This window comes from Streptomyces asoensis (genome assembly GCF_016860545.1).
Taxonomy (GTDB): Bacteria; Actinomycetota; Actinomycetes; order Streptomycetales; family Streptomycetaceae; genus Streptomyces; species Streptomyces asoensis.
Map to the genome: position 1 here is coordinate 1,052,730 of NZ_BNEB01000003.1, position 25,943 is coordinate 1,078,672.

At 72.6% G+C, this 25,943-nt stretch carries 23 protein-coding genes; 14 read left to right on the forward strand and 9 right to left on the reverse strand.

All coding sequences use genetic code 11. The features are described from left to right. Positions 1-3 precede the first annotated feature (3 nt). The 4 genes from Saso_RS17420 (at position 4) to Saso_RS17435 (ending at position 4,838) form a co-directional block, all read left to right on the forward strand. Positions 4-213: a hypothetical protein gene (locus Saso_RS17420; RefSeq protein WP_189921317.1), complete on the forward strand. Its 210-nt coding sequence runs from the start codon at positions 4-6 to the stop codon at positions 211-213. A gap of 131 nt (positions 214-344) precedes the next feature. Then, entirely contained in the window at positions 345-1,079 is a 735-nt protein-coding gene (locus Saso_RS17425) for a response regulator transcription factor (RefSeq protein WP_189921319.1), read from the forward strand. Then, positions 1,076-2,539 (forward strand): HAMP domain-containing sensor histidine kinase, encoded by a 1,464-nt coding sequence (locus Saso_RS17430; RefSeq protein WP_189921321.1) that lies wholly within the window; start codon positions 1,076-1,078, stop codon positions 2,537-2,539. The genes Saso_RS17425 and Saso_RS17430 overlap by 4 nt, the downstream gene beginning before the upstream one ends. A gap of 97 nt (positions 2,540-2,636) precedes the next feature. Continuing rightward, on the forward strand, positions 2,637-4,838 hold the full coding sequence (locus Saso_RS17435; RefSeq protein WP_229901231.1) for a pectinesterase family protein: 2,202 nt from the start codon (positions 2,637-2,639) through the stop codon (positions 4,836-4,838). A 63-nt stretch (positions 4,839-4,901) separates the two neighbouring features. On the opposite strand, the gene Saso_RS17440 is transcribed toward Saso_RS17435, so the two are convergent. The 4 genes from Saso_RS17440 to Saso_RS17445 all read right to left on the reverse strand — a co-directional run bounded on the left by Saso_RS17440 (position 4,902) and on the right by Saso_RS17445 (position 9,220). Further along, positions 4,902-6,716 carry an ABC transporter ATP-binding protein gene (locus tag Saso_RS17440; RefSeq protein ID WP_229901232.1) on the reverse strand — a complete coding sequence of 605 codons (1,815 nt, stop codon included), beginning with the start codon at positions 6,714-6,716 and terminating at the stop codon, positions 4,902-4,904. Positions 6,717-6,809: 93 nt separating this feature from the next. Continuing rightward, entirely contained in the window at positions 6,810-6,944 is a 135-nt protein-coding gene (locus tag Saso_RS38770; protein ID WP_267926694.1) for a hypothetical protein, read from the reverse strand. Between the two features lie 98 nt (positions 6,945-7,042). Next, positions 7,043-7,177: a hypothetical protein gene (locus Saso_RS38775; RefSeq protein ID WP_268253211.1), complete on the reverse strand. Its 135-nt coding sequence runs from the start codon at positions 7,175-7,177 to the stop codon at positions 7,043-7,045. Between the two features lie 240 nt (positions 7,178-7,417). Further along, entirely contained in the window at positions 7,418-9,220 is a 1,803-nt protein-coding gene (locus Saso_RS17445) for a bifunctional metallophosphatase/5'-nucleotidase (protein WP_189921323.1), read from the reverse strand. 246 nt (positions 9,221-9,466) lie between these two features. Here Saso_RS17445 and mshD point away from each other — a divergent pair, with 246 nt between their 5' ends. Beyond that, positions 9,467-10,393: a mycothiol synthase gene (gene mshD / locus Saso_RS17450; protein WP_189921325.1), complete on the forward strand. Its 927-nt coding sequence runs from the start codon at positions 9,467-9,469 to the stop codon at positions 10,391-10,393. Between the two features lie 31 nt (positions 10,394-10,424). On the opposite strand, the gene Saso_RS17455 is transcribed toward mshD, so the two are convergent. The 5 genes from Saso_RS17455 to Saso_RS17475 all read right to left on the reverse strand — a co-directional run bounded on the left by Saso_RS17455 (position 10,425) and on the right by Saso_RS17475 (position 15,383). Then, positions 10,425-11,165, reverse strand: a complete 741-nt coding sequence (locus Saso_RS17455) for an ABC transporter (protein WP_189921327.1) — start codon at positions 11,163-11,165, stop codon at positions 10,425-10,427. Positions 11,166-11,188: 23 nt separating this feature from the next. After that, positions 11,189-12,751, reverse strand: a complete 1,563-nt coding sequence (locus tag Saso_RS17460) for an ABC transporter permease (RefSeq protein WP_189921328.1) — start codon at positions 12,749-12,751, stop codon at positions 11,189-11,191. Beyond that, on the reverse strand, positions 12,748-13,629 hold the full coding sequence (locus Saso_RS17465; RefSeq protein ID WP_189921330.1) for an ABC transporter ATP-binding protein: 882 nt from the start codon (positions 13,627-13,629) through the stop codon (positions 12,748-12,750). Before Saso_RS17465 ends, Saso_RS17460 begins: the two co-directional genes overlap by 4 nt. Positions 13,630-13,921: 292 nt before the next feature. After that, positions 13,922-14,764 carry a cupin domain-containing protein gene (locus Saso_RS17470; RefSeq protein WP_189921332.1) on the reverse strand — a complete coding sequence of 281 codons (843 nt, stop codon included), beginning with the start codon at positions 14,762-14,764 and terminating at the stop codon, positions 13,922-13,924. 67 nt (positions 14,765-14,831) lie between these two features. Beyond that, positions 14,832-15,383 carry an RNA polymerase sigma factor gene (locus tag Saso_RS17475; protein ID WP_189921334.1) on the reverse strand — a complete coding sequence of 184 codons (552 nt, stop codon included), beginning with the start codon at positions 15,381-15,383 and terminating at the stop codon, positions 14,832-14,834. Positions 15,384-15,504: 121 nt separating this feature from the next. Between Saso_RS17475 and Saso_RS17480 the strand changes: the two genes are divergently transcribed. From Saso_RS17480 to pstA, 9 genes are all read left to right on the forward strand, one after another. Beyond that, on the forward strand, positions 15,505-15,975 hold the full coding sequence (locus Saso_RS17480; protein ID WP_229901233.1) for a GntR family transcriptional regulator: 471 nt from the start codon (positions 15,505-15,507) through the stop codon (positions 15,973-15,975). After that, positions 15,972-16,955 carry an ATP-binding cassette domain-containing protein gene (locus Saso_RS17485; protein WP_189921336.1) on the forward strand — a complete coding sequence of 328 codons (984 nt, stop codon included), beginning with the start codon at positions 15,972-15,974 and terminating at the stop codon, positions 16,953-16,955. The genes Saso_RS17480 and Saso_RS17485 overlap by 4 nt, the downstream gene beginning before the upstream one ends. After that, positions 16,952-17,962 (forward strand): ABC transporter permease, encoded by a 1,011-nt coding sequence (locus tag Saso_RS17490; RefSeq protein ID WP_189921338.1) that lies wholly within the window; start codon positions 16,952-16,954, stop codon positions 17,960-17,962. The genes Saso_RS17485 and Saso_RS17490 overlap by 4 nt, the downstream gene beginning before the upstream one ends. 340 nt (positions 17,963-18,302) lie before the next feature. Then, positions 18,303-20,534 carry an RNA degradosome polyphosphate kinase gene (locus Saso_RS17495; protein WP_229901234.1) on the forward strand — a complete coding sequence of 744 codons (2,232 nt, stop codon included), beginning with the start codon at positions 18,303-18,305 and terminating at the stop codon, positions 20,532-20,534. Beyond that, positions 20,515-21,651, forward strand: coding sequence for a CHAD domain-containing protein (locus Saso_RS17500; protein ID WP_189921342.1), 1,137 nt, complete (start codon positions 20,515-20,517; stop codon positions 21,649-21,651). The genes Saso_RS17495 and Saso_RS17500 overlap by 20 nt, the downstream gene beginning before the upstream one ends. A 244-nt stretch (positions 21,652-21,895) precedes the next feature. Next, entirely contained in the window at positions 21,896-22,291 is a 396-nt protein-coding gene (locus Saso_RS17505) for an NUDIX hydrolase (protein ID WP_189921473.1), read from the forward strand. A gap of 256 nt (positions 22,292-22,547) precedes the next feature. Continuing rightward, positions 22,548-23,675, forward strand: a complete 1,128-nt coding sequence (pstS, locus tag Saso_RS17510) for a phosphate ABC transporter substrate-binding protein PstS (protein WP_189921344.1) — start codon at positions 22,548-22,550, stop codon at positions 23,673-23,675. A gap of 141 nt (positions 23,676-23,816) precedes the next feature. Then, positions 23,817-24,845 carry a phosphate ABC transporter permease subunit PstC gene (gene pstC / locus Saso_RS17515; RefSeq protein WP_189921346.1) on the forward strand — a complete coding sequence of 343 codons (1,029 nt, stop codon included), beginning with the start codon at positions 23,817-23,819 and terminating at the stop codon, positions 24,843-24,845. Then, a complete protein-coding gene (gene pstA, locus Saso_RS17520) occupies positions 24,842-25,906 on the forward strand; it encodes a phosphate ABC transporter permease PstA (RefSeq protein ID WP_189921348.1) in 1,065 nt (354 codons plus the stop codon). Before pstC ends, pstA begins: the two co-directional genes overlap by 4 nt. Positions 25,907-25,943 lie beyond the last annotated feature (37 nt).

A 25,943-nucleotide genomic window follows, 5' to 3' on the forward strand; every position in this document is an offset into this window, starting at 1 on the left:
GTCATGATCAAGCAGGTTTCGCACACGGTGACCGGTTGCGGTGCGGCCGACCTCGGCCTGGCCCTCGACGTGGCGTACGAACTGCACCCTCCCCTCGCGTCCGACCGGGCGCCCGAGGTGGCCGCCCCGCAGCTGATGGGTCTGCGCACCACCGCGGCCCGCCCGCACCGGCGCAAGGTGCCGCTGAACCGGCTCGCCGCCCTGCGCGGCTGAGCTCCGCGCGGCCGGGCCCGCGCGATCCGCCCTTCCCGCGCACACCGGGAACCGTGCGAGGCTGAGGACACTCAGCACGTCCAGCAGGTCCGGCCTCCCGTCGTCCCACCGCATCCCGAGGAATCCACGCCATGAGCCCCGCCGAAGGCGACCGTGACACCCAGCGCATCCTGATCGTCGACGACGAGCCGGCGGTGCGCGAAGCACTCCAGCGCAGCCTCGCCTTCGAGGGCTACGACACGGAGGTCGCCGTCGACGGCGCGGACGCGCTGGAGAAGGCGACGGCCTACCGGCCCGACCTGCTCGTCCTGGACATCCAGATGCCGCGCATGGACGGCCTGACCGCCGCCCGCCGCATCCGCGGGGCCGGCGACACCACACCCATCCTGATGCTGACGGCCCGCGACACGGTCGGCGACCGGGTCACCGGACTGGACGCGGGGGCGGACGACTACCTCGTCAAGCCCTTCGAGCTGGACGAACTGTTCGCCCGCGTCAGGGCCCTGCTGCGGCGCAGCTCCTACGCGGCGGCCGACGCGGCCGCCGTGCAGGACGACGAGGCCCTCACCTTCGCCGACCTGCGCATGGACCTCGCCACGCGCGAGGTGACCCGCGCCGGGCGTCCCGTGGAACTGACCCGCACGGAGTTCACCCTCCTGGAGATGTTCATGGCCCACCCGCGCCAGGTCCTCACGCGCGAGCAGATCCTCAAGGCGGTCTGGGGCTTCGACTTCGAGCCCTCGTCCAACTCCCTGGACGTGTACGTGATGTACCTGCGGCGCAAGACGGAGGCGGGCGGCGAGCCGCGCCTCGTGCACACCGTGCGGGGCGTCGGGTACGTACTGCGGCAGGGCGGGGCGGAGTGAACAAGGTCGTCCGGCGGCTGCGGACCCTGCCGATCAGGGCCCGGCTGTCGATGCTGGTCGCTGCCGCTGTGGCGTTCGCGGTGGCGGCGGTGTCGGTGACCTGCTGGTTCATCGTGCAGGGGAAACTGTACGACCAGGTCGACGAGGATCTGCAGAAGTCGTTGAGCATGCCGCGGCTTCAGGACCAGGCCATGACCGCGGTCAACAACTGCACCACGAAGACCTCGAAGGACATCGGCAACGGACCCCGCAACACCTACTACCAAGTGGTCACGGAGGACGGAAAGTCCTGCGTCATGCCGTACTCCGTCGGCACGGTCGACGTCACCCGGGCCGACATGGACCTGATCAAGCGGGGGAACGGCTCTCGCGGTGTCTTCCGCAACGGCACCGACGCCGAGGGTGCCGACGTACGGGTCCTCACACTGCCGGGGTTCACCGTCTCCGACCCGTCCACCCAGAGCACCACCAACGCCGGCCTCCTGATCGCGCTCCCGTTGAAGAACACCCAGTCCACCCTCAACGACCTCGCTCTCCTGCTCCTCCTCGTCTCCGGTATCGGCGTCCTCGGGGCCGGGGCCGCCGGTCTGGCGGTCGCACGGGCCGGGCTGCGGCCCGTCGACAAGCTCACCGAGGCCGTGGAACACGTGGCCCGGACGGAGGACCTCGGCATCCGGATCCCCGTCGACGACGAGACCGACGACGAGATCGCCCGCCTCTCGCGCTCCTTCAACTCCATGACCGCCTCCCTCGCCAGCTCCCGTGAGCTCCAGCAGCAGCTGATCGCGGACGCCGGGCACGAGCTCCGCACCCCCCTGACCTCCCTGCGCACCAACATCGAGCTCCTCACCCGCAGCGAGGAGACGGGCCGTCCGATCCCCGAGGCGGACCGCAAGGCGCTCCTCGCCTCCGTGAAGGCGCAGATGACCGAGCTGGCGTCGCTGATCGGCGACCTCCAGGAACTGTCCCGTTCCGAGGGCCAGCGCGGCGAGCGCGTGCAGGTGGTCTCGCTGGAGGACGCCGTGGAGTCGGCGCTGCGCCGGGCCCGGCTGCGTGGCCCGGAGCTGACCATCACGGCGTCGCTGGAGCCCTGGTACACCCGGGCCGAGCCGGCCGCGCTGGAACGGGCCGTGGTCAACATCCTGGACAACGCGGTGAAGTTCAGCCCCGAGGGCGGCACGATCGACGTCCGGTTGAGCGGGGGGACCCTGACCGTGCGCGACCACGGCCCCGGCATCCCCTCCGAGGAACTCCCGTACGTCTTCGACCGGTTCTGGCGCTCCCCCAGTGCGCGGGCCCTGCCGGGTTCGGGTCTCGGTCTGTCGATCGTCGCCCGCACGGTGGAGCAGGCCGGCGGTCAGGTGGCCCTGGCGCGCGCGCAGGGCGGCGGCACGGTGGCGACGGTCCGGCTGCCGGGGGCGCCGACCCCTCCCCCGGACGACCCCTTGGTCCCCGCGTAGGCCGAGCAGGCCGAGTACGTGAGTACGGCAACCTTTCCGGTCCGGGCGGCGACCCAGGAGCGCACCAACTCCCCCCGCCCCCACGGAAGGCAGCCGTATGAGCGAGCACCGCCGCCGGCCGGCCCGGTCGGCCGACCCGACCGCACCGGCCACGACGACCACGTCCCCCGACAGGACCTCCCCGGCCGGAGCGGCGAGGACAGGGCCCCGTCACCGCAGGCGCGCCGGCGCCGCCTTCGCGATCGGCCTGCCCCTCGTCCTCACCGCCGCAGGCACGCTCGCCTACGGCACGGACCTCGGCCTGTTCGGCGCGGCCGGGCAGGCACGGGCCGCGGCCGCGACCGTCACCGCGCCCGCCTGGGCCACCGCCTCGGCCGACGGTTTCGCGTCGGTCGACGCCCTCGGGCAGAACGGCACCTACGGCGGCCGGGACGGCCGGACCGTCACCGTGAAGACCCTCGCCGATCTGGAGAAGTACGCGACCGCGGCCGAGCCGTACGTCATCGTCGTCGCGGCGGCGATCACCATGGACCCGGTCGGCAAAGAGATCAAGGTCCAGTCGGACAAGACGATCATCGGGTCCGGGACGTCGGGACAGATCGTCGGCGGCGGCTTCTTCCTCGGGCAGGGCGTCCACAACGTCATCATCCGGAACCTGACGATCCGGGACGCCTACCAGGGTGTCTGGAACGACAAGGAACACGACTACGACGGCATCCAGATGGACGGCGCCCACCACGTCTGGATCGACCACAACGACATCCGGCACATGGCCGACGGGCTCATCGACAGCCGCAAGGACACCACCTACCTGACGGTCTCCTGGAACAGACTGAGCCAGGAGAACAAGGCGTTCGGCATCGGCTGGACCGACAACGTCACCGCCGACATCACGATCCACCACAACTGGATCCGCGAGACCGAGCAGCGCAACCCCTCCACGGACAACGTCGCCCACGCCCACCTGTACAACAACTTCCTGGAGGACGTGGCGGGGACGGACATCAAGTCCTCCTACGGCAACTACTCGCGCGGCAGGACGAACATGGTCCTGGAGAACTCCTACTTCCAGGGCCTGACCAACCCCGTCGTCCGGGACGCCACCGCCACCCTCGTGCAGCGCGGCAACGTCTTCTCCGCCACCACCGGCAAGAACGAGAGCGGCGGCACGGGCGCGGCCTGGGACCCGAGGACGTACTACGCGTACACCCTCGACAAGGCCGCCGACGTCCCGGCTCTCCTCAAGTCGGGCGCCGGCCCCCGTACTTCCCTCGGCACGACGTCCGCCACGACGACCGCCACGGGCACCGCCCCGACGACGGCAACGGCGAAGGCGGCCGCCGTCACCACGCTCACCGTCGCCAAGGACGGCAGCGGGCAGTACACGACCGTGCAGGCCGCCGTGAACGCCGTACCCGCGAACAACGCCTCGCGGGTCGTGATCGCCGTCAAGCCGGGCACGTACCGCGAGCTGGTCAAGGTGCCGTCCAACAAGCCGCACGTCACCATCCAGGGCACCGGCGGCAGCCGCAAGGACACCACGATCGTCTACAACAACGCCTCCGGGACGCCGAAGCCCGACGGCTCGGGCACGTACGGCACCGGCGGCAGCGCCACCGTCGCCGTGGACGCGGACGACTTCCAGGCCCGCAACCTGACCATCTCCAACGACTTCGACGAGGCGGCCCACCAGGACATCGCGGGCCAGGCGGTCGCCCTGCGCACCTCCTCCGACAAGGTGTTCCTCGACGGCGTCATCATCAGCGGCGACCAGGACACCCTGCTGCTGGACACCGCGTCCAAGGACAGGCTGGGCCGCGTCTACATGACCAACTCCTACGTCGTCGGCAACGTCGACTTCATCTTCGGGCGCGCCACCGCGGTGATCGACAAGTCCGTCATCACCCTGAAGAAGCGCTGGAACGGCACCTCGGCCGGCTACGTCACGGCCCCCAGCACCGCCGCGAACCGCAAGGGCATCCTGATCGCCAACTCCACGATCAGCGGTGACGTGTCCGACCGCAGCTTCTACCTGGGGCGGCCCTGGCACGCGGGCGGCGACGCGAGCCTCGACCCGCAGACCACGGTCCGCAACACCGCTCTGAGCGCCGCGGTCAGGACCACGCCGTGGACCGACATGAGCGGCTTCTCCTGGAAGGACGACCGGTTCGCCGAGTACCGGAACACCGGCGCCGGCTCGGGCGCCGCGAGCTCCGACCGGCCCCAGCTGAGCGACTCCCAGGCCGCCGGCCAGGAGGTCGCGGACTGGCTGGGCGACTGGACACCCACGGCGTCCTGACCTTCGGGGCCGAGTCGACGGGCCCCGGCCGGCTGGGGGGCCGAGCCGGCCGGGACCCGGCGCTCAGCGGCGCAGCACCGGTGTGTCGTCCGGACGGGGCTCCCGAGCCCCCGCCGGGTGCCCCGTGCTCGCGCGCGGCGGGGCGGCGGCCGACCAGGGTCCGACCAGGGCGGTGTAGGCCCCGCAGCGGGTCATCAGCTCGTCGTGCGTTCCCGCGTCGAGCAGCCGTCCCGCGTCGACGACCAGGATGCGGTCGGCGTCGGGGGCGAGGCTCAGATCGTGGGTGATCATGATCGTCGTACGGCCCGACATGAGCCGGCGCAGCGGCTGCACGATCTGCCGGGCCGCCACCGAGTCGAGCCCGGCCGTGGGTTCGTCGAGGACGAGGACCGGGGCCGCGCGGAGCATCGCGCGGGCGATGGCGACGCGCTGGAGCTGGCCGCCGGAGAGGGCGGCGGTGCCGGGGGCGATGCGGGTGGCGTAGCCGTCGGGGAGGGCGGTGATGAACTCGTGGGCGGCTGCGGACCGGGCCGCCCGCTCGATCTCCGCGTCGGTCGCGCCCGGGCGGCCGCACTCGATGTTCTCCCGGACGGTGCCGTTGAGGACGAGGGTCTGCTGGGGCAGCAGGGCCGTGTTCTCGCGCAGGAACTCCAGCGGGACGTCCGTGAGCGGCACCCCGTCGAGGCGGATCACGCCCTTGTCGGGGTCGTAGAAGCGGGTGAGGAGCGTGGACAGCGTCGACTTCCCGGCGCCGCTCGCGCCGGTGACCAGGATCAGCTGGCCGGGCTCGGCGGTGAAGGTCACGTCGGTCAGCGACTCGCGGTCCGCGCCGGGATAGCGGAACGAGACGCCGTGCACGCCGACGCGGCCCCGCACCGGCCAGGACGGGACGGGGACCTCGGGGTCGCGCACCGACGGCCGCGCGTCCAGGAGTTCCGTGATGCGTTCGGCGCCCGCCGTGGCCGCGGTGAGGGTCAGGCCGAGCCGGCCGAGGCTGCGGACCGGTGGATAGAGGTAGCCGATGAACGCGGCGAAGGCCAGCAGGGCGCCGAGGGTCATCCGGCCGGCCGAGATCTCCCACACGCCCAGGCCGATCACCGACAGGACGCACAGGGTCTCGACCACCTCGACCAGCTGCTCGTACCTCTCGCTCAGCCGCGCGCCCCGCACCGAGGCCCGCATCCAGGCGCGGGCCTCCGCGTCGAGGCGTCGTTCCTCGTCGCGGCGGCGGTTGTACGCCTGGGTCAGCACGATGTTGCCCAGGGACTCCTCGACCACCGAGGTGATCGCGCCGTCGGCGACGCGTTCGTCCTGGGAGGCCTGTCCGATCCGGCCGGAGAAGCGGCGGGCGGCGAGCAGGAAGAGGGGGGCGAGGACGAAGGTGACCAGGGCCAGGTCCCAGCGGAGCCACAGGGCGGCCGCCGCGTAGAAGACGGCCGAGAAGGCTGCGGAGGCCGTGCCCACCACCCCCGAGACGACCAGCTGTTCGATGGCCTCCACGTCTCCCGTCAGCCGTTCCACCAGGTCGCCGCGGCGGTGCCGCTGGAAGAAGTGCGGCGGCAGGTCCTGGACGTGGCCGAAGACCCCGGCGCGCAGCCGCAGGACGAATCGTTCCCCCGTCCAGGTCGCGAGCGAGTTGCCCAGGTAGCCGACGAGCGCGCCCAGGGCGGCGACCCCCAGCCAGGCGCCGGCCGGGTCCCAGAAGGCGGTGAGCGAACCGGCCTGGAGGGCGTTGTCGGTGAGGTCGGCGAAGAGCAGGACGGAGGCGGCCTCGGCGAGCGCGGACACCACCACGCACGCCACGACGACCAGCATCCATCTGCGGTCGCCGCGGGTCAGCGGCCAGAAACGGCGGAAGGCCTCGCGGGCTTCCTTCATGTCGACGACTCCCTCGACTGACAGCGGGTACGAACGGCACGGCCGAGGCGGGGCCACCGGCTTCCACCGGTGGCCCCGCCTCGTGGCGCGCTGTCAGCCCTGGTGCGCGACCGGGCGGCGCTTCGGGGCGGCCTTCTTCGCGGCCTTCTTCTTGCCCACCGGCTTCGGGGCCGGGGCGGCGGCGGTCTTACGGGCCTTCTTGACGGGGGCGATCTTGTGGAAACTCATGGGAATTACCTCTCCATTCATCAGGCGCCGAACATGTTGTTCTTACCCGGTTTATATGTCATGGATTTGCAACAGTGCCGACCGGAACGGCTGCGGCGTCAGCCCTTGTGGGAGACCGGGCGGCGCTCCGCGGGCGCCTTCTTCGCGACCTTCTTCCTGGCCACGGGCTTCGGGGCCGGGGCGGCGGCGGCCTTACGGGCCTTCTTGGCGGGGGCGATCTTGTGGAAGCTCACGGCGTTCTCCATTCCGTTTGTTCGCTCACTTCGCTTTCGCGTCGTTCGCTTTCGACATGGAAAACACTACGGGACACCAGAGCCCGAAAAGGCCGATCCCGCTGAGACCTCGATGAATTGCGGCTGAGACCATTTTCAGGCGCCGGCGGGAACCGAACGGGAACTCACACAGGACTTAATACGAAGAGGCGGCCCCGTCGGTGACGGGGCCGCCTCGTGAACCGCTGAGGGTGGTGCGGGTTACTGCGTGATCGAGATCCGGTTCGCCGCCGGCGGCGCGAGCGGGCCCGCGGCCGAGGAGTTGGCGAGCAGGTACTGCTCCAGAGCCGTCAGGTCGTCCTCGCCGACAAGGTCGCCCGTGCCCAGGCCCAGCGTGGTGAAGCCGTCACCGCCGCCCGCGAGGAAGCTGTTGGTGGAGACGCGGTAGGTGGCGGCCGGGTCGATCGCCGCGCCGTTCAGCTTGATGGAGTCCGTGACGACCCGGTCGGCGCCGCTCTTCGTCAGGTCCAGCGTGTAGGTCAGGTTGGCGGACGGCTGGAGGATCTTCGGCGCGCTCGCGTTCGCCCCGCTCACCTGCTCCTTGAGGACCTGGATCAGCTGGGCGCCCGTGAAGTTCTGGAGGTTCACGGTGTTGGAGAACGGCTGGACGGTGAAGCCCTCGGCGTAGGTCACCACGCCGTCGCCCTCACTGCCCTTGGCCGCGTAGGTGAGACCGGCGCGGACACCGCCCGGGTTCATCAGCGCGAGGTCCGTCTCCGGGTCGAGCTTCCTGCCGTACCAGAGCTGGGCGTCGGCGATCAGGTCACCCATCGGGGACTCGGTGCCCGTGTTGGGGACGTCCGCGGAGATGTAGCCGATCGGCCGGTTGCCGACGGGGGCCGCCAGGGTGTTCCACCGGCTGATCAGCTCGGTCATGTCGGGCGCCTTGGCGACGGTCCGGGTGACCACGTGGTTCGCCGTCCGCACCGCCGTGCGCGCGATGTCACCGGTGAACCGGTCGTACGTCAGCGTGGTGTCCGTGTACAGGCGGCCGAAGGACGCGGCCGAGGTGACCGTGCGCGGCTTGCCCGACGGGTCGGCGACGGTGCACGCGTACGCCGCGTGCGTGTGGCCCGTCACCAGCGCGTCCACGGCCGGGGTGACGTTCTTCGCGATGTCGACGATCGGGCCGGAGATGCCGCCGCCCGCGCTCGGGGAGTCGCAGTTGTAGTTGTAGGCCCCCGAGGCCGGCAGACCGCCCTCGTGGATGAGCGCCACGATCGACTTCACGCCCTGCTTCTGGAGCTCCTTGGCGTACTTGTTGATCGTCTCGACCTCGTCCTTGAACCTGAGGCCCTTCACGCCCTCGGCGGACACGACACCGGGGGTGCCCTCCAGCGTCACGCCGATGAAGCCGATCCTGACGTCCTTCTTCTTCCAGACGAAGTACGGCTTCAGGATGGGCTTGCCGGTCTTCTCGTCCAGGACGTTGGCCGCCAGGTACGGGAAGTCGGCGCCCTTGAACTTCTTGTCCGTGTAGCAGCCGGCCGTCGGGTGACAGCCGCCCTTCTGCAACCGGGCCAGTTCCTTCGCGCCCTCGTCGAACTCGTGGTTGCCGACGGACGTGACGTCCAGGTCGAGCTTGTTCAGCGCCTCGATGGTGGGCTCGTCGTGGAACAGGCCCGAGATCAGCGGGGACGCGCCGACCATGTCACCGCCGGCCGCGGTGATGGAGTACTTGTTGCCCTCGCGCGCCTGACGCAGATGCGTGGCGAGGTACTCCACACCGCCCGCGTCGATCGTCTTCGTCGTGCCGTCCGCCTGGAGTTCCGTGACACGGCCCGAAGAGCCCGACGGCGGCTCGAGGTTGCCGTGCAGGTCGTTGAAGGACAGCAGCTGCACGTCCTGGTAGCGGCTCGGCAGCGGCTTGGAGTGCTTGCCGTCGTGGGCGTCCGCCGGCAGCGCGGCGGCCATGGCACCTGCGGTGGCGAGACCCGCGGCGGCCGCGAGAAGACGGTACGTACGACGTCTGCCGTTCGGATGCGGCTGGGAAGTGGCTGGCATGCGCCCCCCTGAGGTGTCTGCCTGTGATGTCTGCGTCCCCAGGTCCCGACGGCCCCGGGCGACGAATGAGGAGTGGCCCCGTCCGGCGCAGCCTAAAGTCAACGCGCGTAGCGCGACAGGGGGTTCTTGGTTACATCCTGGTTTCCCTTTGCCCCCGCTTACCCCTCGCTTTGCCTTTGCGGAGCTCAGCCTTCCGCCTTTCTCCTTACCGCCACATTGCCCGGCCCGCCCCTTACCCTCGTACGCATGACCAGCGACGACACCGCACGGATTCCCGGCTCCCGATCGATCGAGACCCACTCCGAGCTCTCCCCCGAACAGACCGGGGCCGTCCTCGAACTGCTCGCGGAGGCCGCCCGGTCGGACGGCCAGCAGGCGGTGTCCGAGCAGGGCCGGCTGCAACTGCACGGCGGAGCCCGCGACGGCGTCTCCCACCTGGTCCTCACCGTCGGCGACGACCTCGTCGGCTACGCCCAGCTGGAGGACACCGACCCGGTCGAGGCCCCGGCCGCCGAACTGGTGGTCCACCCCGCGCACCGCGGCCACGGCCACGGCAGGGCGCTCGGCTCCGCCCTGCTCGCCGCCTCCGGCAAGCGGCTGCGGGTCTGGGCGCACGGCGGTCACGCCGCCGCCCGGCACCTCGCCCAGGTGCTCGGCCTCTCCCTGTTCCGCGAACTGCGGCAGATGCGGCGGCCGTTGACCGACCTGGAGCTGCCCGAGCCGGTGCTGCCCGAGGGGGTGACCGTGCGCGCGTTCGTCCCGGGGCGGGACGACTCCGCCTGGCTCGCCGTCAACGCCGCCTCCTTCGCCCACCATCCCGAACAGGGCTCCCTCACCCAGCGCGACCTCGACGACCGCAGGTCCCAGCCCTGGTTCGACCCGGCCGGCTTCTTCCTCGCCTTCCGCGGCGAGCGGCTCGTCGGCTTCCACTGGACGAAGGTCCACGCCGAGGAGCAGCTCGGCGAGGTGTACGTCCTCGGTGTCGCCCCCGGCGCGCAGGGCGGCGGCCTCGGCAAGGCCCTCACCACCATCGGCCTGCGCCACCTCGCGGCCCAGGGGCTGCCCACGGCCATGCTGTACGTCGACGCGGACAACAAGGCGGCCGTGTCGGTGTACGAGCGGCTCGGCTTCGTCACCCACGAGACGGACCTGATGTACCGCACCGAGACCTGAGCGACGCGAGCCGGTGCCGACCTTCTCCCGGTCAGTCCGTGGAGGCGGGAGCGGCAGGGGCCGTGGGAGTGCCGTGCGGCGGCGCGCCCTTCGGGGGTGGGCCGAGGTGATCCCGTATGCGGCCCCAGGGGGCCCGCAGCGGCTCCGGTGTCCACAGCGCGCTCAACGCCAGGGCCGCCCCCAGGACCACCGCCCATCTCACCTGGGTCGCGACCCAGTAGGGATCCGCGGACGTGCCCAGCAGACCCCACCGGTTCGGGACCAGCACCACCACCGCGGCCGCGGTGCCCAGCCGGATCGCCGTGGCCCGGCCCGCTTGTGCCGCCCGGGTGAAGCGGACGGCGGCCGTCGCGAGGGCGAGGGCGGCGCAGGCCATTCCCGCCGCTTCGAGGGTGGCCGGGCCCGATGCGGGACGGGTCGGCGCGGGCGTCAGGAGCAGGGCGGTCGCCCACCAGAGCGCTGCCGCCGGGACGGCGAAAGCCAGGCGCAGCACGGTCCGGCGCGGCCGGCCCACCGGTGTGGTCGCCGTGGTGTTGCGAGCCGGGTCGTCCAGCAGGAAGGCCAGCCCCAGCGCTCCGGTGAGGGCGGTGAGACGCAGCACCAGCTGCCCCACGTCCGCGCCGGGGGCGTCGTCCGGCAGCCGGGTCGTCGCGGCGAGCAGGAGGCCCAGCCCGCCGGCCGTGCCGAGCGCCCGCCAGGGCAGGCTGCGCCACACCGGCGGCACCAGGGCGGGCAGCAGCTCCGCCGGGACCGCGCCCGTCTCCTCCCGCACTGCTCCTCGTCCTCGCGCGCGCACTACTCCTCGTCGTCGCACTGCTCCGCCTCCTTCGGCACCGGGACGCCCAGCAGCTTCGCGGCCTGGGCGGTCGTCGTCCTCGCCGAGGTCAGTTCCGTCCAGTGGGCCTTGACCCGGGCCGTCATCCCGGCGCGCGGGCGCTCCAGCAGTTCACGGATCACCGTCGTCTGCGCGCCCGACAGGCTCAGCCCGTACGTCGGGGACAGGACCACGCCGGAGCCGCTGATGCTGTCGTCCAGCCTTACGTCGCGGAAGGTGGCCTTCGGGGTGGGGTCGCTGCCCAGGACCAGCCACATGAGGGTCACCGCGCGGGCGTCGCACATCGGCTCGTTCACCACGTCCTCGGAGCCTCCCACCAGGACGGAGGCGACGCCGACGGCGAACTCCGGGACGCGGTTGCCGCCCCACCGGGTACCGACCGTCACCTGGCCCGGCGCCGTGGCCGGTTCGAGGGCGCCGTCGTCCTCGATCCCGTCACCGCTGACGTAGATCCGCTGGCGGACCGTCAGGGGCGCCTCGGCCGCCGCACCGCCGGCCCCGGACCGGACCCGGCCGACGACCTCGGCCCAGTCGGACCGCACACCGCTCCATTCGGGGAACGAGCAGTACGTCGAGCCCTCGTACTCGGAGCAGGACTGGACCTTCTGCGGAGACTCGCCGGCCGTCCTGCGCGCCGCCGCCAGGGCCGCCGTGTCGTGCGGCAGCTGGCCGGCCACCCCGGCCGCGGTGGCCGCGAGGGCCAGCGCGGTCGCCGCCTTGACCGCCCGGGTGCGGCCACCGGCGGCCAGCAGGGCCGCGCAGGCGAGCACGGCGCACAGGCCCGCCACGTACAGGGCGTGCCAGCCGGCCGGGCGGCCGAGCAGGCCGGAGGGGACCGGGGCGCCGCTGCCGGAGTCGGAGAAGATCACCGGGGAGAGCCACCCCACCCACTTGTGGTGGAAGCCGATGAGCCCGGAGGCCAGGATGCCGAGCACGTACACGGCGATGACGAAGAGTATGGGCACGAAGGAAGAGGGCAGCAGACGCGCCAGCAGCACGCCGAGGATCCCGGCCAGCAGGACCGTCAGGGGCCCGACGGCCAGCTCCCCGAAGGAGCCGTGTCCGATCGCGCCGGGCTTCAGCGCCTCCCGGGTGAACTCGCCCGCGACGGCGAGCGCGGTGAGCCCCGTGTACGGGAGCACGGACAGCACATGGGCGAGGGTGCGCTGCCAGGGTTCCATGGGCAGGACCCCGAACTGCTGCACCGTGCCGTGCTTGTGCGAGCGCAGCGCGGCCGCGTTGGTGCAGACGAGCATGGCCAGGGCGAACAGCAGGGGTGCCGTCTGGGTGCGGCGGTCGACGGTGTTCAGGACGGGGTAGGAGTCCATGCCGTCGTTGCTCATCAGCCGCAGCACGACGAGCAGGACGAAGAGCGCGAAGAAGAACAGGACCGGGATCTGCCGGAGCAGTTCGCGTGCCTCGAAGCGGGCGAGCTCGAGGACGGCCCGGGGCCGGCGGCTCTCGCGGGGCGGCTCGGTGCGCTCGCCCGCGGGCTGCGTGATCGTCGGGGTCGTGGTGCTCATGCGGCCGCCTCCGCGCTCTCGCCGTCGAGGGCCAGCAGGTAGCCGTCCTCCAGGGTGGGTTCGAGGAGGTCCGCGCCGGCCGGCGGGTCTCCGATGTTGCGGAAGCTGCCGGTGCCGGTGCGCCAGCCGGCGAGGGCCTTCGGGTCGCGTTCCGCGCTGCTCCAGACCCGGCCGGCGGCGCGGGCGGTCAGGTCGGCCGGGGTGCCCTCGAAGCGGACGCGGCCCCGGGCCAGCACCACCACGCGGTGGCAGAGCATCGCCACGTCCTCCGTCTGGTGGGTGGACAGCAGGACGGTACGGCCCTCGCCCGCCTGGGCGATCAGTTCACGGAACCGCATGCGCTGTTCCGGGTCGAGACCGACGGTCGGCTCGTCCAGCACCAGGAAGCCGGGGTCGCCGACGAGCGCGGCGGCCAGCGCGACGCGCTGGCGCATGCCACCGGACAGCCGCTTGATCCGCTTGCCGCGCACCTCCGAGAGGTCGACGGCCTCCAGCACGCGCCGCACCTCTCTCAGCCGGGCGCCGCGGTCGGTCAGTTCCTTGAGGATGGCCACGTAGTCGACGAACTCGAAGGCCGTGAAGTCCGGGTGGAAGCCGGGGGTCTGCGGCAGGTAGCCGAGGGTGCGGCGCAGGCCGAGACGGCCGGACGTGGTGCCGGGGTCGTGCCCGAGGGCCGTGAAGGCACCGCCGTCGGGCGGCACGGCCGTCGCCAGCACCCGCAACAGGGTGGTCTTCCCCGCGCCGTTGGGGCCCAGCAGCCCGGTGACGCCCCGCGTCAGCCGCAGCGAGACCCCGTCGAGGGCGCGGGTCCCGCCGTAGCGCAGCGAGAGATCGGTGGCCGTCAGGGTGGCGGGGCCGGGAGCGGATGCGGTGGTCATGCGGAACTCCTGGAAGTCGAGTCGGCGGCCGAAGCCGGGAAGCGGACCGCGGGGGCGGCCGGGCGCGCCTCGCGCCGGCCCCGGGCGGGCCCGGCGGGCCCGGCGGGCCCGGCGGGTCGGGCGGGTCGGGCGGGTCGGGCGGCCCCATGGGCCCCCTCGGTCCCGGCGGTCGACGCCGTCCCGGCGCGCAGCGCGGGTGCCGGGGTGGACCGTGCGGGTGCCGCGGAGCGCCTCGCGGGTGCCGGGGTGGGCCGGGCGGGTGCCGGGGTAGGCCGGGCGGCGAGGGGGTGGTTCACAGGGTGCCGCCGTTCGGGAAGCCGCCCAGGGGACGGGTGTCGAAGCGGTCGCGGGTGCGGAAGAGCAGCAGGACGGCGAGGGCCGCGACCACCGCAGCGGCGGACTGGCCCACCGCGGTGAAGGGGGCGAGCGTGTCGTGAGCGGGCGTGCGGCTCTCCGCCAGCACCAGCAGCGACACCCACGCGCCGCCGACCACGGCGGGCGCGACGACGGGCCCCAGCCGCGCGGTGAGCGCGAGCCCCGTCGCCGTGAGGGCGAGCGCGGGCAGCAGCCAGGCCAGGGCCGACAGCCCGTACCCCGGCAGCGCCAGTGTCGCCAGGCCGTTGAACGCCAGGCCCGCGGTGAGCACCGCCACCGTACGGATCATCAGCAGCCGGAATCCGTGCAGCGGGGCGACGACGGCCATCTCGTACGTCGGGTCCAGGGACGGGCCGTACGACAGGGCGACCCCGGCGAGCGGGAGCAGCGGGGCGAGCGCGAGGAACAACAGGGGCTGGTCCGCGACCCGCACCGCGAGCACGGTCATGACCAGCAGGAACAGCACCGACAGCAGCCAGGAGCGGCGCAGCACCGGTGTCGCCGCCAGCAGCCGCGCGGTGTGGTCGGCCACGCCGAGCCGCACCAGCAGCCGCTCGAGCAGGGCCGGCCGGGGCGCGTCCAGCTCGGCGTCCAGCCGCGCCCAGCCGGCGTCCAGCGCGACCGGGTCGGTGGTCCGCGCGAGCAGGGCCCTGCACCGGGCGCAGCCGGCCAGGTGGGTGTCGGCGGACCACAGCAGCGGCGGCGCCAACTCGCCCTGCGCGTAGGCCCGCAGGTCCTCTTCAGCCACATGCCACGTCATGCCACGACCTCCCTCGACTGTCCCTCGCCCGCACGCCCGCACGGGCACGCTCCGCACACGTGCCGCCTCATGCCAGCGCCTCCCGCAGTTGCTTGCGGGCACGCTGCGCCCGCGTCTTGACGGTGCCGGGCGGGATGCCGAGCAGTACGGCCGCCTCCCGGGTGGTGAGTCCGTCGATGACGGTCGCCTGGAGGACGGCCCGCAGCTCCGGCGAGAGCCGGGTGAGGGCCCCGGCGAGGTCCCCGTGCTCCACCCCCGCGAGCACGCGTTCCTCCGCCGAGGCCTCGTCGCGGTGGCGCAACCGGGACAGCGCCTGGCGCAGCCGGCCGCGCGCCCCGTCCCCGCGCACGGCGTCGACCAGGCGGCGCGAGCCGATGCGCCACAGCCAGCCGGCGGCGTCGGCGGAAGTGCCCTCCTCGCGGTAGCGGGCGGTGCCGCGCCACACCGCGAGGAACGTCTCCTGCACGACGTCGTCGACTATCGCGGGGTCCGCGCAGCGGCCGCGCAGGCGCGCGGTCAGCCAGGGCGCGTACCGCCGGTACAGCTCCTCGAAGGCATGACGGTCCCGGTCCGCCGCGATGGCCCGCAGCAGCTCCCCGTCGCTTCTCGTTTCGCTCACATTCCCTCATCGGACGGGCCCCGCCGATCGGTTCACGATCCGCCGCACGATTTTTTCTTGACGTGGACACCCCTCTTGCACCACCCTTTCACTACTCAATTAGTGAAAGGGTGGTTGTCCAGTGGTCGAATACCGCATCGACCGGCACAGCGGCGTCGCCACCTACGTCCAGATCGTCCAGCAGACGAAGCAGGCCCTGCGTCTGGGCGTGCTCCGGGCCGGCGACAAGCTGCCCACCGCCCGCGAGGTCGTCGAGGCGACCGCCATCAACCCGAACACCGTGCTGAAGGCGTACCGCGAGCTGGAGCGCGACGGGCTGGTGGAGGCGCGGCGCGGCCTCGGCACCTTCGTGCGGCGCGGTCTGAGCACCGCCCCGGCCGACTCGCCCCTGCGGGCGGAACTGGACGCCTGGGCCGTGCGGGCCCGGGAGGCCGCGCTGGACCGCGACGACGTGGCCGCGCTCTTCACCGCCGTGCTCGACGCACACTTCGCCACCGCGCAGGACCCGCACACCTCGCAGACCCCGGGCGACCCACAGGCCCCGCCCGACCCGCATCACTTGAATCCCGTGAACCCTGGAGACCCCTCATGACCGACACCGCCCTGGCGGCAACCGCGCTGGGCAAGCGCTTCGGCCGACGCGGGGGCTGGGCGCTGCGCGACTGCACCTTCCGCCTGCCCGCCGGGCGCGTCTGCGCCGTGGTCGGCCCCAACGGCGCGGGCAAGTCCACGCTCCTCGCCCTCGCCGCGGGCCTGCTGGCCCCCACCGAGGGCCGTGTCACCGTCCTCGGCACGGATCCCGCCTCCGCACGCACGCGTATCGCCTACGTAGCCCAGGACAAGCCGCTGTACCCGCAGCTGTCGGTGGCCGAGACCCTGCTCGTCGGCGCCGATCTCAACCCGGAGCGCTGGGACGCCGAGGCCGCCGAGCGGATCGTGGCGGCGGGCGACCTCGACCCCGGGAAGAAGATCCGCTCCCTCTCCGGCGGCCAGCGCACCAGGGTGGCGCTCGCCCTGGCCCTGGCCAAGCGGCCCGAACTGCTGCTCCTCGACGAGCCGCTCGCCGACCTGGACCCGCTGGCCCGGCACGAGCTGATGGGCACGCTCATGGCGCGGGCGGCCCAGTACGGCACGACGATCGTGATGTCGTCGCACGTGGTCGCCGAACTGGAGGACTCCTGCGACCACCTGCTGCTGGTCGGCGCCGGCCGGGTGCGTCTGGCCGGTGAGATCGACGACCTGCTCGCCGCCCACACGCGCGTGAGCGCCCTCGCGGACGCCCGCACCGCCCCCGCGGACGCGTCCCCGGTCAGCCTCCCGAGCGGCTCTGCGCCCGGCACCCCCAGCGGCTCTCCGAGCAGCCCGGGCGCCGCCCCGGATCTGGCCCCGCACACCGTCGTCGAGTCCCGGGTCACCGGCCGTCAGCTCACGGCCCTGGTCCGGCCCGGTGGCCCGCTCGCCGACGGCTGGCGCACCTCGGCGCCGTCCCTGGAGGACCTCGTCCTCGCCTACCTGCGCAACCCGCAGGCCGCCCCGCTCGTCCCGGCCGAGGCCGAGGAGGCCGCCGCATGACCGCACTCGCCCTCGCGCCGACCACCCCGCGCACCGCGCACCGCGCCCCCGGGATCCGCTGGCTGTTCCGCCTGCACCGGCCCGCCCTGTACGCCTGGCTCGGCCTGGTCCTCGTGCTCGCCCTCGCGCTGGTGTGGCTGTGGGGTCCGCTGACGGACTCGGCCGCCGTGGCCTGGCGCCAGTACCGGGACGAATGCGCCAACGGCGGTCCGTGCAGGTACGACCAGGACACGATCGTCCGCTACAAGGACGTGTACGCGTACACGACCGCCGCGCTGACCGGGCTCCCGTTCCTGGTCGCCGCCTGGGCGGGCGCCTCCCTGTTCGGCCGCGAGCTGGAGCACGGCACCGCCCAGCTCGCCTGGACGCAGAGCCTGTCGCCGACCCGCTGGCTGGCCACCAAGCTGGCCGTGCCGGCGGTCCTGGTCACCGCGGGCACCCTCCTGCTGGTCGCCCTGCACCGGCTGATGTGGTCCGCGGGCGACGGCCGTATCGACACCGCCAAGAGCTGGTACGACGACATGACCCTGCACACCAACGGCCCCACCACGGTCGCCTTCGCGCTGACCGGCCTGGCCGGCGGCGCCCTCGCGGGCCTGCTGCTGCGCCGTACGCTGCCGGCGATGTCGCTCGCCCTCGGCCTCGTCGCCGTCGTGCGGGTCCTCACCTCCCAGGTCCTGCCCCACCTGTGGCCCGCCGTCACCCGGGTCACCAGCCTCGCCGACGGGTACGGCGGCTCGGGCCTGGGCGTGGACTCGGGCCTGGTCACCTCCACCGGCGCGCACATCGCCGACCCCGGCTGCGGTCCGACCGGCGTCGTCAGCGGCTGCGACAAGGTGTACGCCGGGCTCGACGCCACCGGTTTCTACTCCACGTACCACCCCGAGTCCCACTTCTGGCCCCTCCAGCTGGCCGCGACCGCACTCGTGCTGGTCGTCGCGGGCCTCACGGCCACCGCCGCGTTCCTCCTCCTGCGCCGCCGCACGGCGACCAGCTCGGCGGCCTGACCACCCCGCCGGCCCGACCGCACGGTCGGCCCGACCCGTCCCGGTCCGGTGTGCGGGGGTCCCTCCACGGGGGGAGGGACCCCCGCACACCACCCAGCGGCCGGGAAGAGAAGCGGTGAGCGCGCCGCCTCCGACCCCCGCGGGCCGCCCCCCGATATCCCGCACGCCATGTCGCCGTAACCATCGGTTCAGACGACCTTGCGACGCTCGGCGAATGAAGCCCGCCGTGCCCGAGCCTTCGCCGCCTCCCGGGGCAGATCGGCCCCCGCGAGACACCACCGCGATCACGCCCGCACGTTCCGACGCGCCTGTCACGCTCCTTGCGCGGAAGAATGGGTACATGAGCCAGTCAGACGCCCAGGCCGAGGTCCAGCACGCGCAGCCCTCCGTGGGCTCCATCGCCGCCCACCGCCCGCACACCGTCGCCGCCGTGGTCTCCGATCTCGAGCCCGACATCGACGCCGACCTCGACACCTACGAGGAAGCGCCGTACGACGGCCCGCAGCTTCCCCAGGGCCGCTTCCTCGACCGGGAACGCAGCTGGCTCGCGTTCAACGAACGCGTCCTGGAACTCGCCGAGGACCCGAACACGCCCCTCCTCGAACGGGCCAACTTCCTCGCCATCTTCGCCAGCAACCTGGACGAGTTCTTCATGGTCCGGGTGGCCGGCCTGAAGCGCCGTATCGCCACCGGCGTCGCCACCCGCTCCGCCTCCGGCCTCCAGCCGCGCGAGGTGCTCGAGATGATCTGGGCCCGCTCGCGCGAGCTCATGGCCCGGCACGCCGCCACCTACCACGAGGACATCGCCCCCGCCCTCGCCGAGGAGGGCATCCACCTGGTGCGCTGGGGCGAACTGACGGAGAAGGAGCAGGCCCGCCTCTTCACGCTCTTCCGCCACCAGATCTTCCCGGTCCTCACCCCCCTGGCCGTCGACCCCGCGCACCCCTTCCCGTACATCTCGGGTCTCTCGCTGAACCTCGCGGTCGTCGTGCGCAACCCCGTCAGCGGCCACAAGCACTTCGCGCGCGTCAAGGTGCCGCCCCTGCTGTCCCGGTTCCTGGAGAGCTCGCCGGGCCGCTACGTCCCCATCGAGGACGTCATCGGCGCGCACCTGGAGGAGCTGTTCCCGGGCATGGAGGTGCTGGAGCACCACGCCTTCCGGCTCACCCGCAACGAGGACCTCGAGGTCGAGGAGGACGACGCCGAGAACCTTCTCCAGGCCCTGGAGAAGGAGCTCATGCGGCGCCGCTTCGGGCCGCCGGTGCGCCTGGAGGTCGAGGAGTCCATCGACCGCGAGGTGCTCGACCTGCTGGTGCGCGAGCTGAAGATCAGCGAGGCCGAGGTCTACCCGCTGCCGGGCCCGCTCGACCTGACCGGCCTCTTCCGCATACACGGCCTCGACCGGCCCGAGCTGAAGTACAAGAAGTTCATCGCCGGCACCCACCGCGACCTGGCCGAGGTCGAGTCGGCCTCCCCGCCGGACATCTTCGCGGCCCTGCGCAGCCGGGACGTCCTGCTGCACCACCCGTACGACTCCTTCTCGACGTCCGTGCAGGCGTTCCTGGAACAGGCGGCGGTGGACCCGGACGTCCTCGCCATCAAGCAGACCCTGTACCGGACCTCGGGCGACTCCCCGATAGTCGACGCGCTCATCGAGGCCGCCGAGTCCGGCAAACAGGTCCTGGTGCTGGTCGAGATCAAGGCCCGCTTCGACGAGCACGCCAACATCAAGTGGGCGCGCAAGCTGGAGGAGGCCGGCTGCCACGTCGTCTACGGCCTGGTCGGCCTGAAGACCCACTGCAAGCTGTCGCTGGTGGTCCGTCAGGAGGGCGACACCCTGCGCCGCTACTGCCACGTCGGCACCGGCAACTACCACCCCAAGACGGCACGGCTCTACGAGGACCTCGGACTGCTGACCGCCGACCCGCAGGTCGGCGCGGACCTCTCCGACCTGTTCAACCGGCTCTCCGGCTACTCCCGCCGCGAGACCTACCGCCGTCTGCTCGTCGCCCCCAAGTCCCTGCGGGACGGTCTGATCGCCCGCATCGACAAGGAGATCCAGCACCACCGCGCCGGCCGGCCCGCGCACGTCCGCATCAAGGTCAACTCCATCGTCGACGAGGCGCTGATCGACTCCCTCTACCGGGCGTCCCAGGCCGGCGTGCAGGTCGACGTGTGGGTGCGCGGCATCTGCGCCGTGCGCCCCGGCGTGCCCGGCCTGTCGGACAACATCCGGGTCCGCTCCATCCTGGGCCGCTTCCTGGAGCACTCGCGGGTCTTCGGGTTCGGCAACGGCGGCGAACCCGAGGTGTGGATCGGCAGCGCCGACATGATGCACCGCAACCTCGACCGCCGTATCGAGGCCCTGGTCAGGGTCACCGACCCGGCCCACCGGGCGTCCCTGAACCGGTTCCTGGAGACGGGCATGTCCGATGCCACGGCCTCCTGGCACCTCGGCCCGGACGGCGAGTGGATCCGGCACGCGACCGACGCGGACGGCGCGCCCCTGCGCAACGTCCAGGAGATGCTCATAGACGCCCGGAGGCGCCGGCGTGGCACAGCGACACCATGACGTGACGGACCCCGCGGCCGGGCCCGTGACCACGGGGGAAGCCCTCGCGGGCTACCTCCGGGGCCAGGCCACGGAGTTCCTCCGCGCCCTGCGTCTGCACCGGGAGACGGGGGGCGGCACGTCACACGCGCCGGCGGGCTCCACGGCCGCCGGCGCGCCGGGCGGCACGACGACCGCCACGGCAGCGGGCGCGTCGAGCGGGGCGACGGCGCGCGTCGACGCGGCGCGCGCCCTGCGCCGCTCGGCCCGCCGGATCAGCGGCAGCCTGCACACCTTCCGCCCGCTCCTGGAACCCGAGTGGTCGGAGGGCATCCGCCCCGAGCTGGCCTGGCTGTCGGGCACGCTGGCCCTGGAGCACGCGTACGGGGCCCGCCTGGAGCGGCTGCTGCTGGCGCTGAACCGGCTCTCGGGCGCGGCACCGGTGCCGCCCCAGCTCGTCGGCCCGGGCAGCCCGTCCGCCGACGGGACGGCCCGTCCGGCGGCCCCCGACCGGGGCAACCTCACCGTGGGCGCGGCGAAGGCGGGCGCCCTCCTGGACCGGCAGCTGACCCTCGCCCGCACCCGGGCCCACTCCAGCGCCCTCCAGGCGCTGGGCTCCTCCCGCTTCCACGCCGTCGCGGACAAGGTCGCCGTGCTCGCCAGCGAGGTCCCGCTCACCTCCGCCGCGGCCGCCACCGACCTGCGGGCCCTGGCCAGGGCCGCCGAGGAACGCCTCGCCGACGCGGTCACCGCGCTGCCGCTCGTCACCGCGGGCAGCCCCTACAACGCGGAGGCCCTGATCCACGGCCTCTCCCCGGACCCGGCCCCGCACCCCCAGGACGCGCCCTGGCACCAGGTGCGGCTGCTGCTGCGGCTGCACCGGTACGCCTGCGAGGTCGTGCACGGCCGGGGCACCCCCCTCGACGTCCGCCTGCTCACGGCGGGCGAGGCGCTCGACCGGCACCGCGACGCCTCGGAGGCCTCCTCCGCCGCGGCCCAGGCGGCCCGCACGCCCCGGATCGCGCCCGCGACGGCGTACGCCCTCGGCGTGCTGCACGCGGACCAGCGGCACGAGGTGGAGGCGGCGCGCTACGCGTTCCAGCGCTCGTGGCAGAAGCAGACCATCGGCGCACCCTGACCGGACAGGTGGTGAGGACCAGGTGAGCACCGCTGACGACGCCGCAGGCACCCCCTGCGGCACCCACGGCGGCGCCCTCGACGGCGTCTTCGGCAGCACCCCCCGCGCGATCCCCCACCGGGGCGCCCGCGCGGTCCCGGCCGGGACCCCCGGCCGGGACCGCGACCCGCACCCCGGCTCCGCCCCGGACCGCGCCTCGGGCTCCGCCCCGGCCCCCGGTCCCGCCGCCGACACCACCCCGGTCCTGGCGGCCGGCTGCGTGCTGTGGCGCCGCTCCCCGGCGGGCGACGGGCTGGAGCTGTGTCTCGTCCACCGGCCCAAGTACGACGACTGGTCGCATCCCAAGGGCAAGCTCAAACGTGGCGAGGATCCGCTGACGGGCGCCCTGCGCGAGGTCGAGGAGGAGACCGGTCACCGGGCCGTACCCGGCGCCCGGCTGCCCACCGTCGACTACGAGGCAGGCGGGCGCCCCAAGCAGGTCCGCTACTGGGCCGCCGAGGCCGTGTCCGGGTCGTTCGCCCCGAACGACGAGGTCGACCGCCTCCTGTGGCTCCCCCCGCCGGCCGCCCGCGACCGGCTCACCCAGCCGAGGGACCGCACCCTCGTGGACGCCCTGCTGCGCGTCCTGCACCTGGCATAACGGTCGGACGGACCCGGCGGCCGCCGGAATCGCTCCGTGTCCTCGACGTAAGCGTTCCGTGACCTAACCGCACCGTCCCCAGGGGTTCACCCCCCGTTCACTCGCGCCCGTAGGCGCCTTCACCTGATCTGCCTAATTTCGGCCTTACGCGGTGCGATGCGCGACCCGGGGGGTCGCGTCCGTGCCGAGCAGACTTCTGCACACTCCGCACGCCGCCGGAATTCAGGACGGCGGCTCCTGGAAGGATCTTCCCCAAGTGAAGCTTCAGCGCATGAACCGGCGGGCTCTCTCCCTCGGTGCTCTCGCCGTCTCCGGCGCCCTGGCCCTCACGGCGTGCGGCTCCGACGACACCGGTTCCAGCAGCGGCAGCAGCTCCTCCGCGACGGCCGCCGCCGGCTCCATCAAGTGTGACGACGCCAAGGGCCAGCTCCTCGCCGACGGCTCCTCCGCGCAGAAGAACGCGATCGACGCGTGGGTCAAGAACTTCACGCAGGCCTGCTCGGGCGTCCAGGTGAACTACAAGGGCTCCGGCTCCGGCGCCGGCGTCACCGCCTTCACGCAGGGCCAGGTCGCCTTCGCCGGCTCGGACTCCGCGCTGAAGCCCGACGCCGTCGCCGCCTCCAAGTCGGTCTGCACCGGCGGCCAGGGCATCGACCTGCCGATGGTGGCCGGCCCGATCGCCGTCGCCTTCAACGTCTCGGGCGTGGACAACCTGACGCTCGACGCCGCGACGATCGCCAAGATCTTCGACGGCAAGATCACCAACTGGAACGACGCCGCGATCGCCAAGCTCAACCCCGGCGCGAAGCTGCCCGACCTGAAGATCCAGCCGTACCACCGCTCGGACGAGTCCGGCACCACGGACAACTTCACCAAGTACCTGATCGCCGCCACCCCGGACAACTGGAAGTACTCCGGCGGCAAGGCCTGGCAGGCCAAGGGCGGCCAGGCCGCGGCCGGCTCCTCCGGTGTCGCGCAGGGCGTCAAGCAGACCAACGGCGCCATCGGCTACATGGAGCTGTCGTACGCCAAGGACGGTCTCGGCACCGTCGCCGTCAACACGGGCGCCTCGGCCCCGGTCAAGCCGTCCTCCGACGGCGCCACCAAGGCCGTCGCCGCCGCGCAGGTCGTCGGCACCGGCAGCGACCTGTCCCTGAAGCTGGACTACAACACCAAGGCCGAGGGCGCCTACCCGCTCACCCTGGTCACCTACGAGATCGCCTGCGACAAGGGCAACAAGGCCGCCACCCTGCCGGCCACCAAGGCGTTCCTGCGCTACATCGCCAGCGAGGACGGTCAGGGCATCCTGTCGGGCATCGACTACGCGCCGATCCCCGACGCCATCATCGCCAAGGTCCGCACCACCATCGAGGGCCTGAGCTGATCCCCGTGGTGCGGTCCGGCGCCGGGGACGACCCGGTCCGGACCGCACCCGTCCGGTGCACCGCCGCCAGGGGCCGCCCGCAAACCGGCCCCACCCGAGCCGCCCCCACACCGCAGGCGGCTCCGCAGACCGGAGACCTCCATGGACATATCGACACAGAACACAGACACGGACGACACCCCTCCCCCCACGGCCCCGGCGGCCCCGCCCCCCGTCTCGGCGGAGCAGAAGCGCGCGGCACGCGGAGCCACCCGCCCCGGTGACCGGATCTTCCTCGGCCTGTCCCGCGGCTCGGGCATCTTCCTGCTGGTGATCATGGCCGCCATCGCGGTCTTCCTCACCTACCGCGCGAGCCTCGCCATCAGCAAGGACGACGCGAACTTCCTGACCACGTTCGAGTGGAACACCAGCCTCGTCCCGCCGAAGTTCGGCATCGCGGTGCTGGCCTTCGGCACGGTGGTCTCGTCGGTCATCGCGATGGTCATCGCCGTCCCGATCGCCGTCGCGATCGCCCTCTTCATCACCCACTACGCACCCCGCCGCCTGAGCGGCCCGGTCGCGTACGTGATCGACCTGCTCGCCGCCGTCCCGTCCATCGTGTACGGCCTGTGGGGCGCCCTGGTGCTCGTCCCGCACATGGACGGCCTGTTCGGCTGGCTCAACGACTACCTGGGCTGGACCGGCGTCTTCTCCTGGGAGAAGGGCGCCCCGCGCTCCATGCTCACGGTGGGCGTCCTGCTGGCCGTGATGATCCTCCCGGTGATCACCAACGTGAGCCGCGAGGTCTTCCGCCAGGTCCCGCAGATGCACGAGGAGGCGGCCCTGGCGCTGGGCGCCACCCGCTGGGAGGTCATCCGCATGTCGGTGCTCCCCTTCGGCCGCTCCGGCGTCATCTCCGCCTCGATGCTCGGCCTCGGCCGCGCGCTCGGCGAGACGATGGCCGTGGCCACCGTCCTCTCCCCCGACTTCGACATCCACGCCAGCCTCCTCAACCCCGGCGGCGGCACCTTCGCCCAGAACATCGCCAGCAAGTTCAACGAGGCGACGGAGTTCGGCCGTGACGCGCTCATCGCCTCCGGTCTGGTCCTGTTCGTCATCACCCTGCTGGTCAACGGCGCGGCACGCATGATCATCGCCCGCCGCAAGGAGTACTCGGGGGCCAACGCATGAGCCACGCAGCAGCAGTAGCCGACAAGTCCCCGAGCACGCTCCGCGCGGCGAGCCTGCCGAGGTGGTCCCCCTGGGCCATCGCGGGCGGTTCGCTGGTCCTCGCCGTCGCCATCGGCCTCGCCGGCGGCCTGGACAGCAAGGTCCAGTGGGGCCTGATCGCCGGCCTCCTCTTCGTCTTCGGCACCTACGGCATCGCGGCCAAGGTCGAGGGCCGCCGCCAGGCGAAGGACCGGGTGGCCACCAGCCTGGTCTGGGTGGCGTTCGTCCTCGCCGTCGTCCCGCTGGTCTCCCTCCTCTGGACGACCATCGCGCGCGGCGTGAAGGTCCTGGACGTCTACTTCCTCACCCACTCCATGGGCGTCGTCGCCGACAGCGAGCCGGGCGGCGGCATCTACCACGCCATCCTCGGCAGCCTGGAGCAGGTCGGCCTGGCCACCGCCATCGGCGCCCCGGTCGGCATCCTGACGGCGATCTACCTGGTGGAGTACGGCCGCGGCGCCCTGGCGAAGTCGGTCACCTTCTTCGTCGACGTCATGACGGGCATCCCGTCGATCGTCGCGGGCCTGTTCATCCTCAGCCTGATGCTGATGTTCGACATGCAGCCCTTCGGCTTCGCGGGCTCCCTCGCGCTGGCGATCCTGATGATGCCGGTCGTCGTACGCTCTACAGAGGAAATGCTGAAGCTGGTCCCGAACGAGCTGCGCGAGGCGTCGCTCGCTCTCGGCGTCCCGAAGTGGCGCACGATCCTGAAGGTGGTAGTCCCGACCTCGATCGGAGGCATCATCACGGGCGTGATGCTGGCGATCGCCCGTATCGCGGGCGAGACGGCGCCGGTCCTCCTCCTCGTCTTCGGCAACCCGTTCATCAACGCGAACCCCTTCGAGGGCGCGCAGGCCTCGCTCCCGCTGTACATCTACCAGCAGTACTCGCAGAGCGCGGGTTCGACGGCGGCCTACGACCGTGCCTGGGCGGCGTCGCTCACGCTGATCGCCTTCGTGATGATCCTGAACCTGGTGGCCCGCGGCATCGCCCGCTGGAAGGCCCCGAAGACCGGTCGCTGAAGCAGCGATCCGCGGCCCGGAGCCGCACGGGACACCC

What these genes read in the sequence shown, in the direction of transcription:
- Saso_RS17420 (WP_189921317.1), top strand. Translation starts at nt 4, where the DNA reads ATGATCAAGCAGGTTTCGCACACGGTGACCGGTTGCGGTGCGGCCGAC.
- Saso_RS17425 (WP_189921319.1), top strand. Translation starts at nt 345, where the DNA reads ATGAGCCCCGCCGAAGGCGACCGTGACACCCAGCGCATCCTGATCGTC.
- Saso_RS17435 (WP_229901231.1), top strand. Translation starts at nt 2,637, where the DNA reads ATGAGCGAGCACCGCCGCCGGCCGGCCCGGTCGGCCGACCCGACCGCA.
- Saso_RS17440 (WP_229901232.1), bottom strand. Translation starts at nt 6,716, where the DNA reads ATGAAGGAAGCCCGCGAGGCCTTCCGCCGTTTCTGGCCGCTGACCCGC.
- Saso_RS38770 (WP_267926694.1), bottom strand. Translation starts at nt 6,944, where the DNA reads ATGAGTTTCCACAAGATCGCCCCCGTCAAGAAGGCCCGTAAGACCGCC.
- Saso_RS17445 (WP_189921323.1), bottom strand. Translation starts at nt 9,220, where the DNA reads ATGCCAGCCACTTCCCAGCCGCATCCGAACGGCAGACGTCGTACGTAC.
- mshD (WP_189921325.1), top strand. Translation starts at nt 9,467, where the DNA reads ATGACCAGCGACGACACCGCACGGATTCCCGGCTCCCGATCGATCGAG.
- Saso_RS17460 (WP_189921328.1), bottom strand. Translation starts at nt 12,751, where the DNA reads ATGAGCACCACGACCCCGACGATCACGCAGCCCGCGGGCGAGCGCACC.
- Saso_RS17465 (WP_189921330.1), bottom strand. Translation starts at nt 13,629, where the DNA reads ATGACCACCGCATCCGCTCCCGGCCCCGCCACCCTGACGGCCACCGAT.
- Saso_RS17470 (WP_189921332.1), bottom strand. Translation starts at nt 14,764, where the DNA reads ATGACGTGGCATGTGGCTGAAGAGGACCTGCGGGCCTACGCGCAGGGC.
- Saso_RS17485 (WP_189921336.1), top strand. Translation starts at nt 15,972, where the DNA reads ATGACCGACACCGCCCTGGCGGCAACCGCGCTGGGCAAGCGCTTCGGC.
- Saso_RS17490 (WP_189921338.1), top strand. Translation starts at nt 16,952, where the DNA reads ATGACCGCACTCGCCCTCGCGCCGACCACCCCGCGCACCGCGCACCGC.
- Saso_RS17495 (WP_229901234.1), top strand. Translation starts at nt 18,303, where the DNA reads ATGAGCCAGTCAGACGCCCAGGCCGAGGTCCAGCACGCGCAGCCCTCC.
- pstC (WP_189921346.1), top strand. Translation starts at nt 23,817, where the DNA reads ATGGACATATCGACACAGAACACAGACACGGACGACACCCCTCCCCCC.
- pstA (WP_189921348.1), top strand. Translation starts at nt 24,842, where the DNA reads ATGAGCCACGCAGCAGCAGTAGCCGACAAGTCCCCGAGCACGCTCCGC.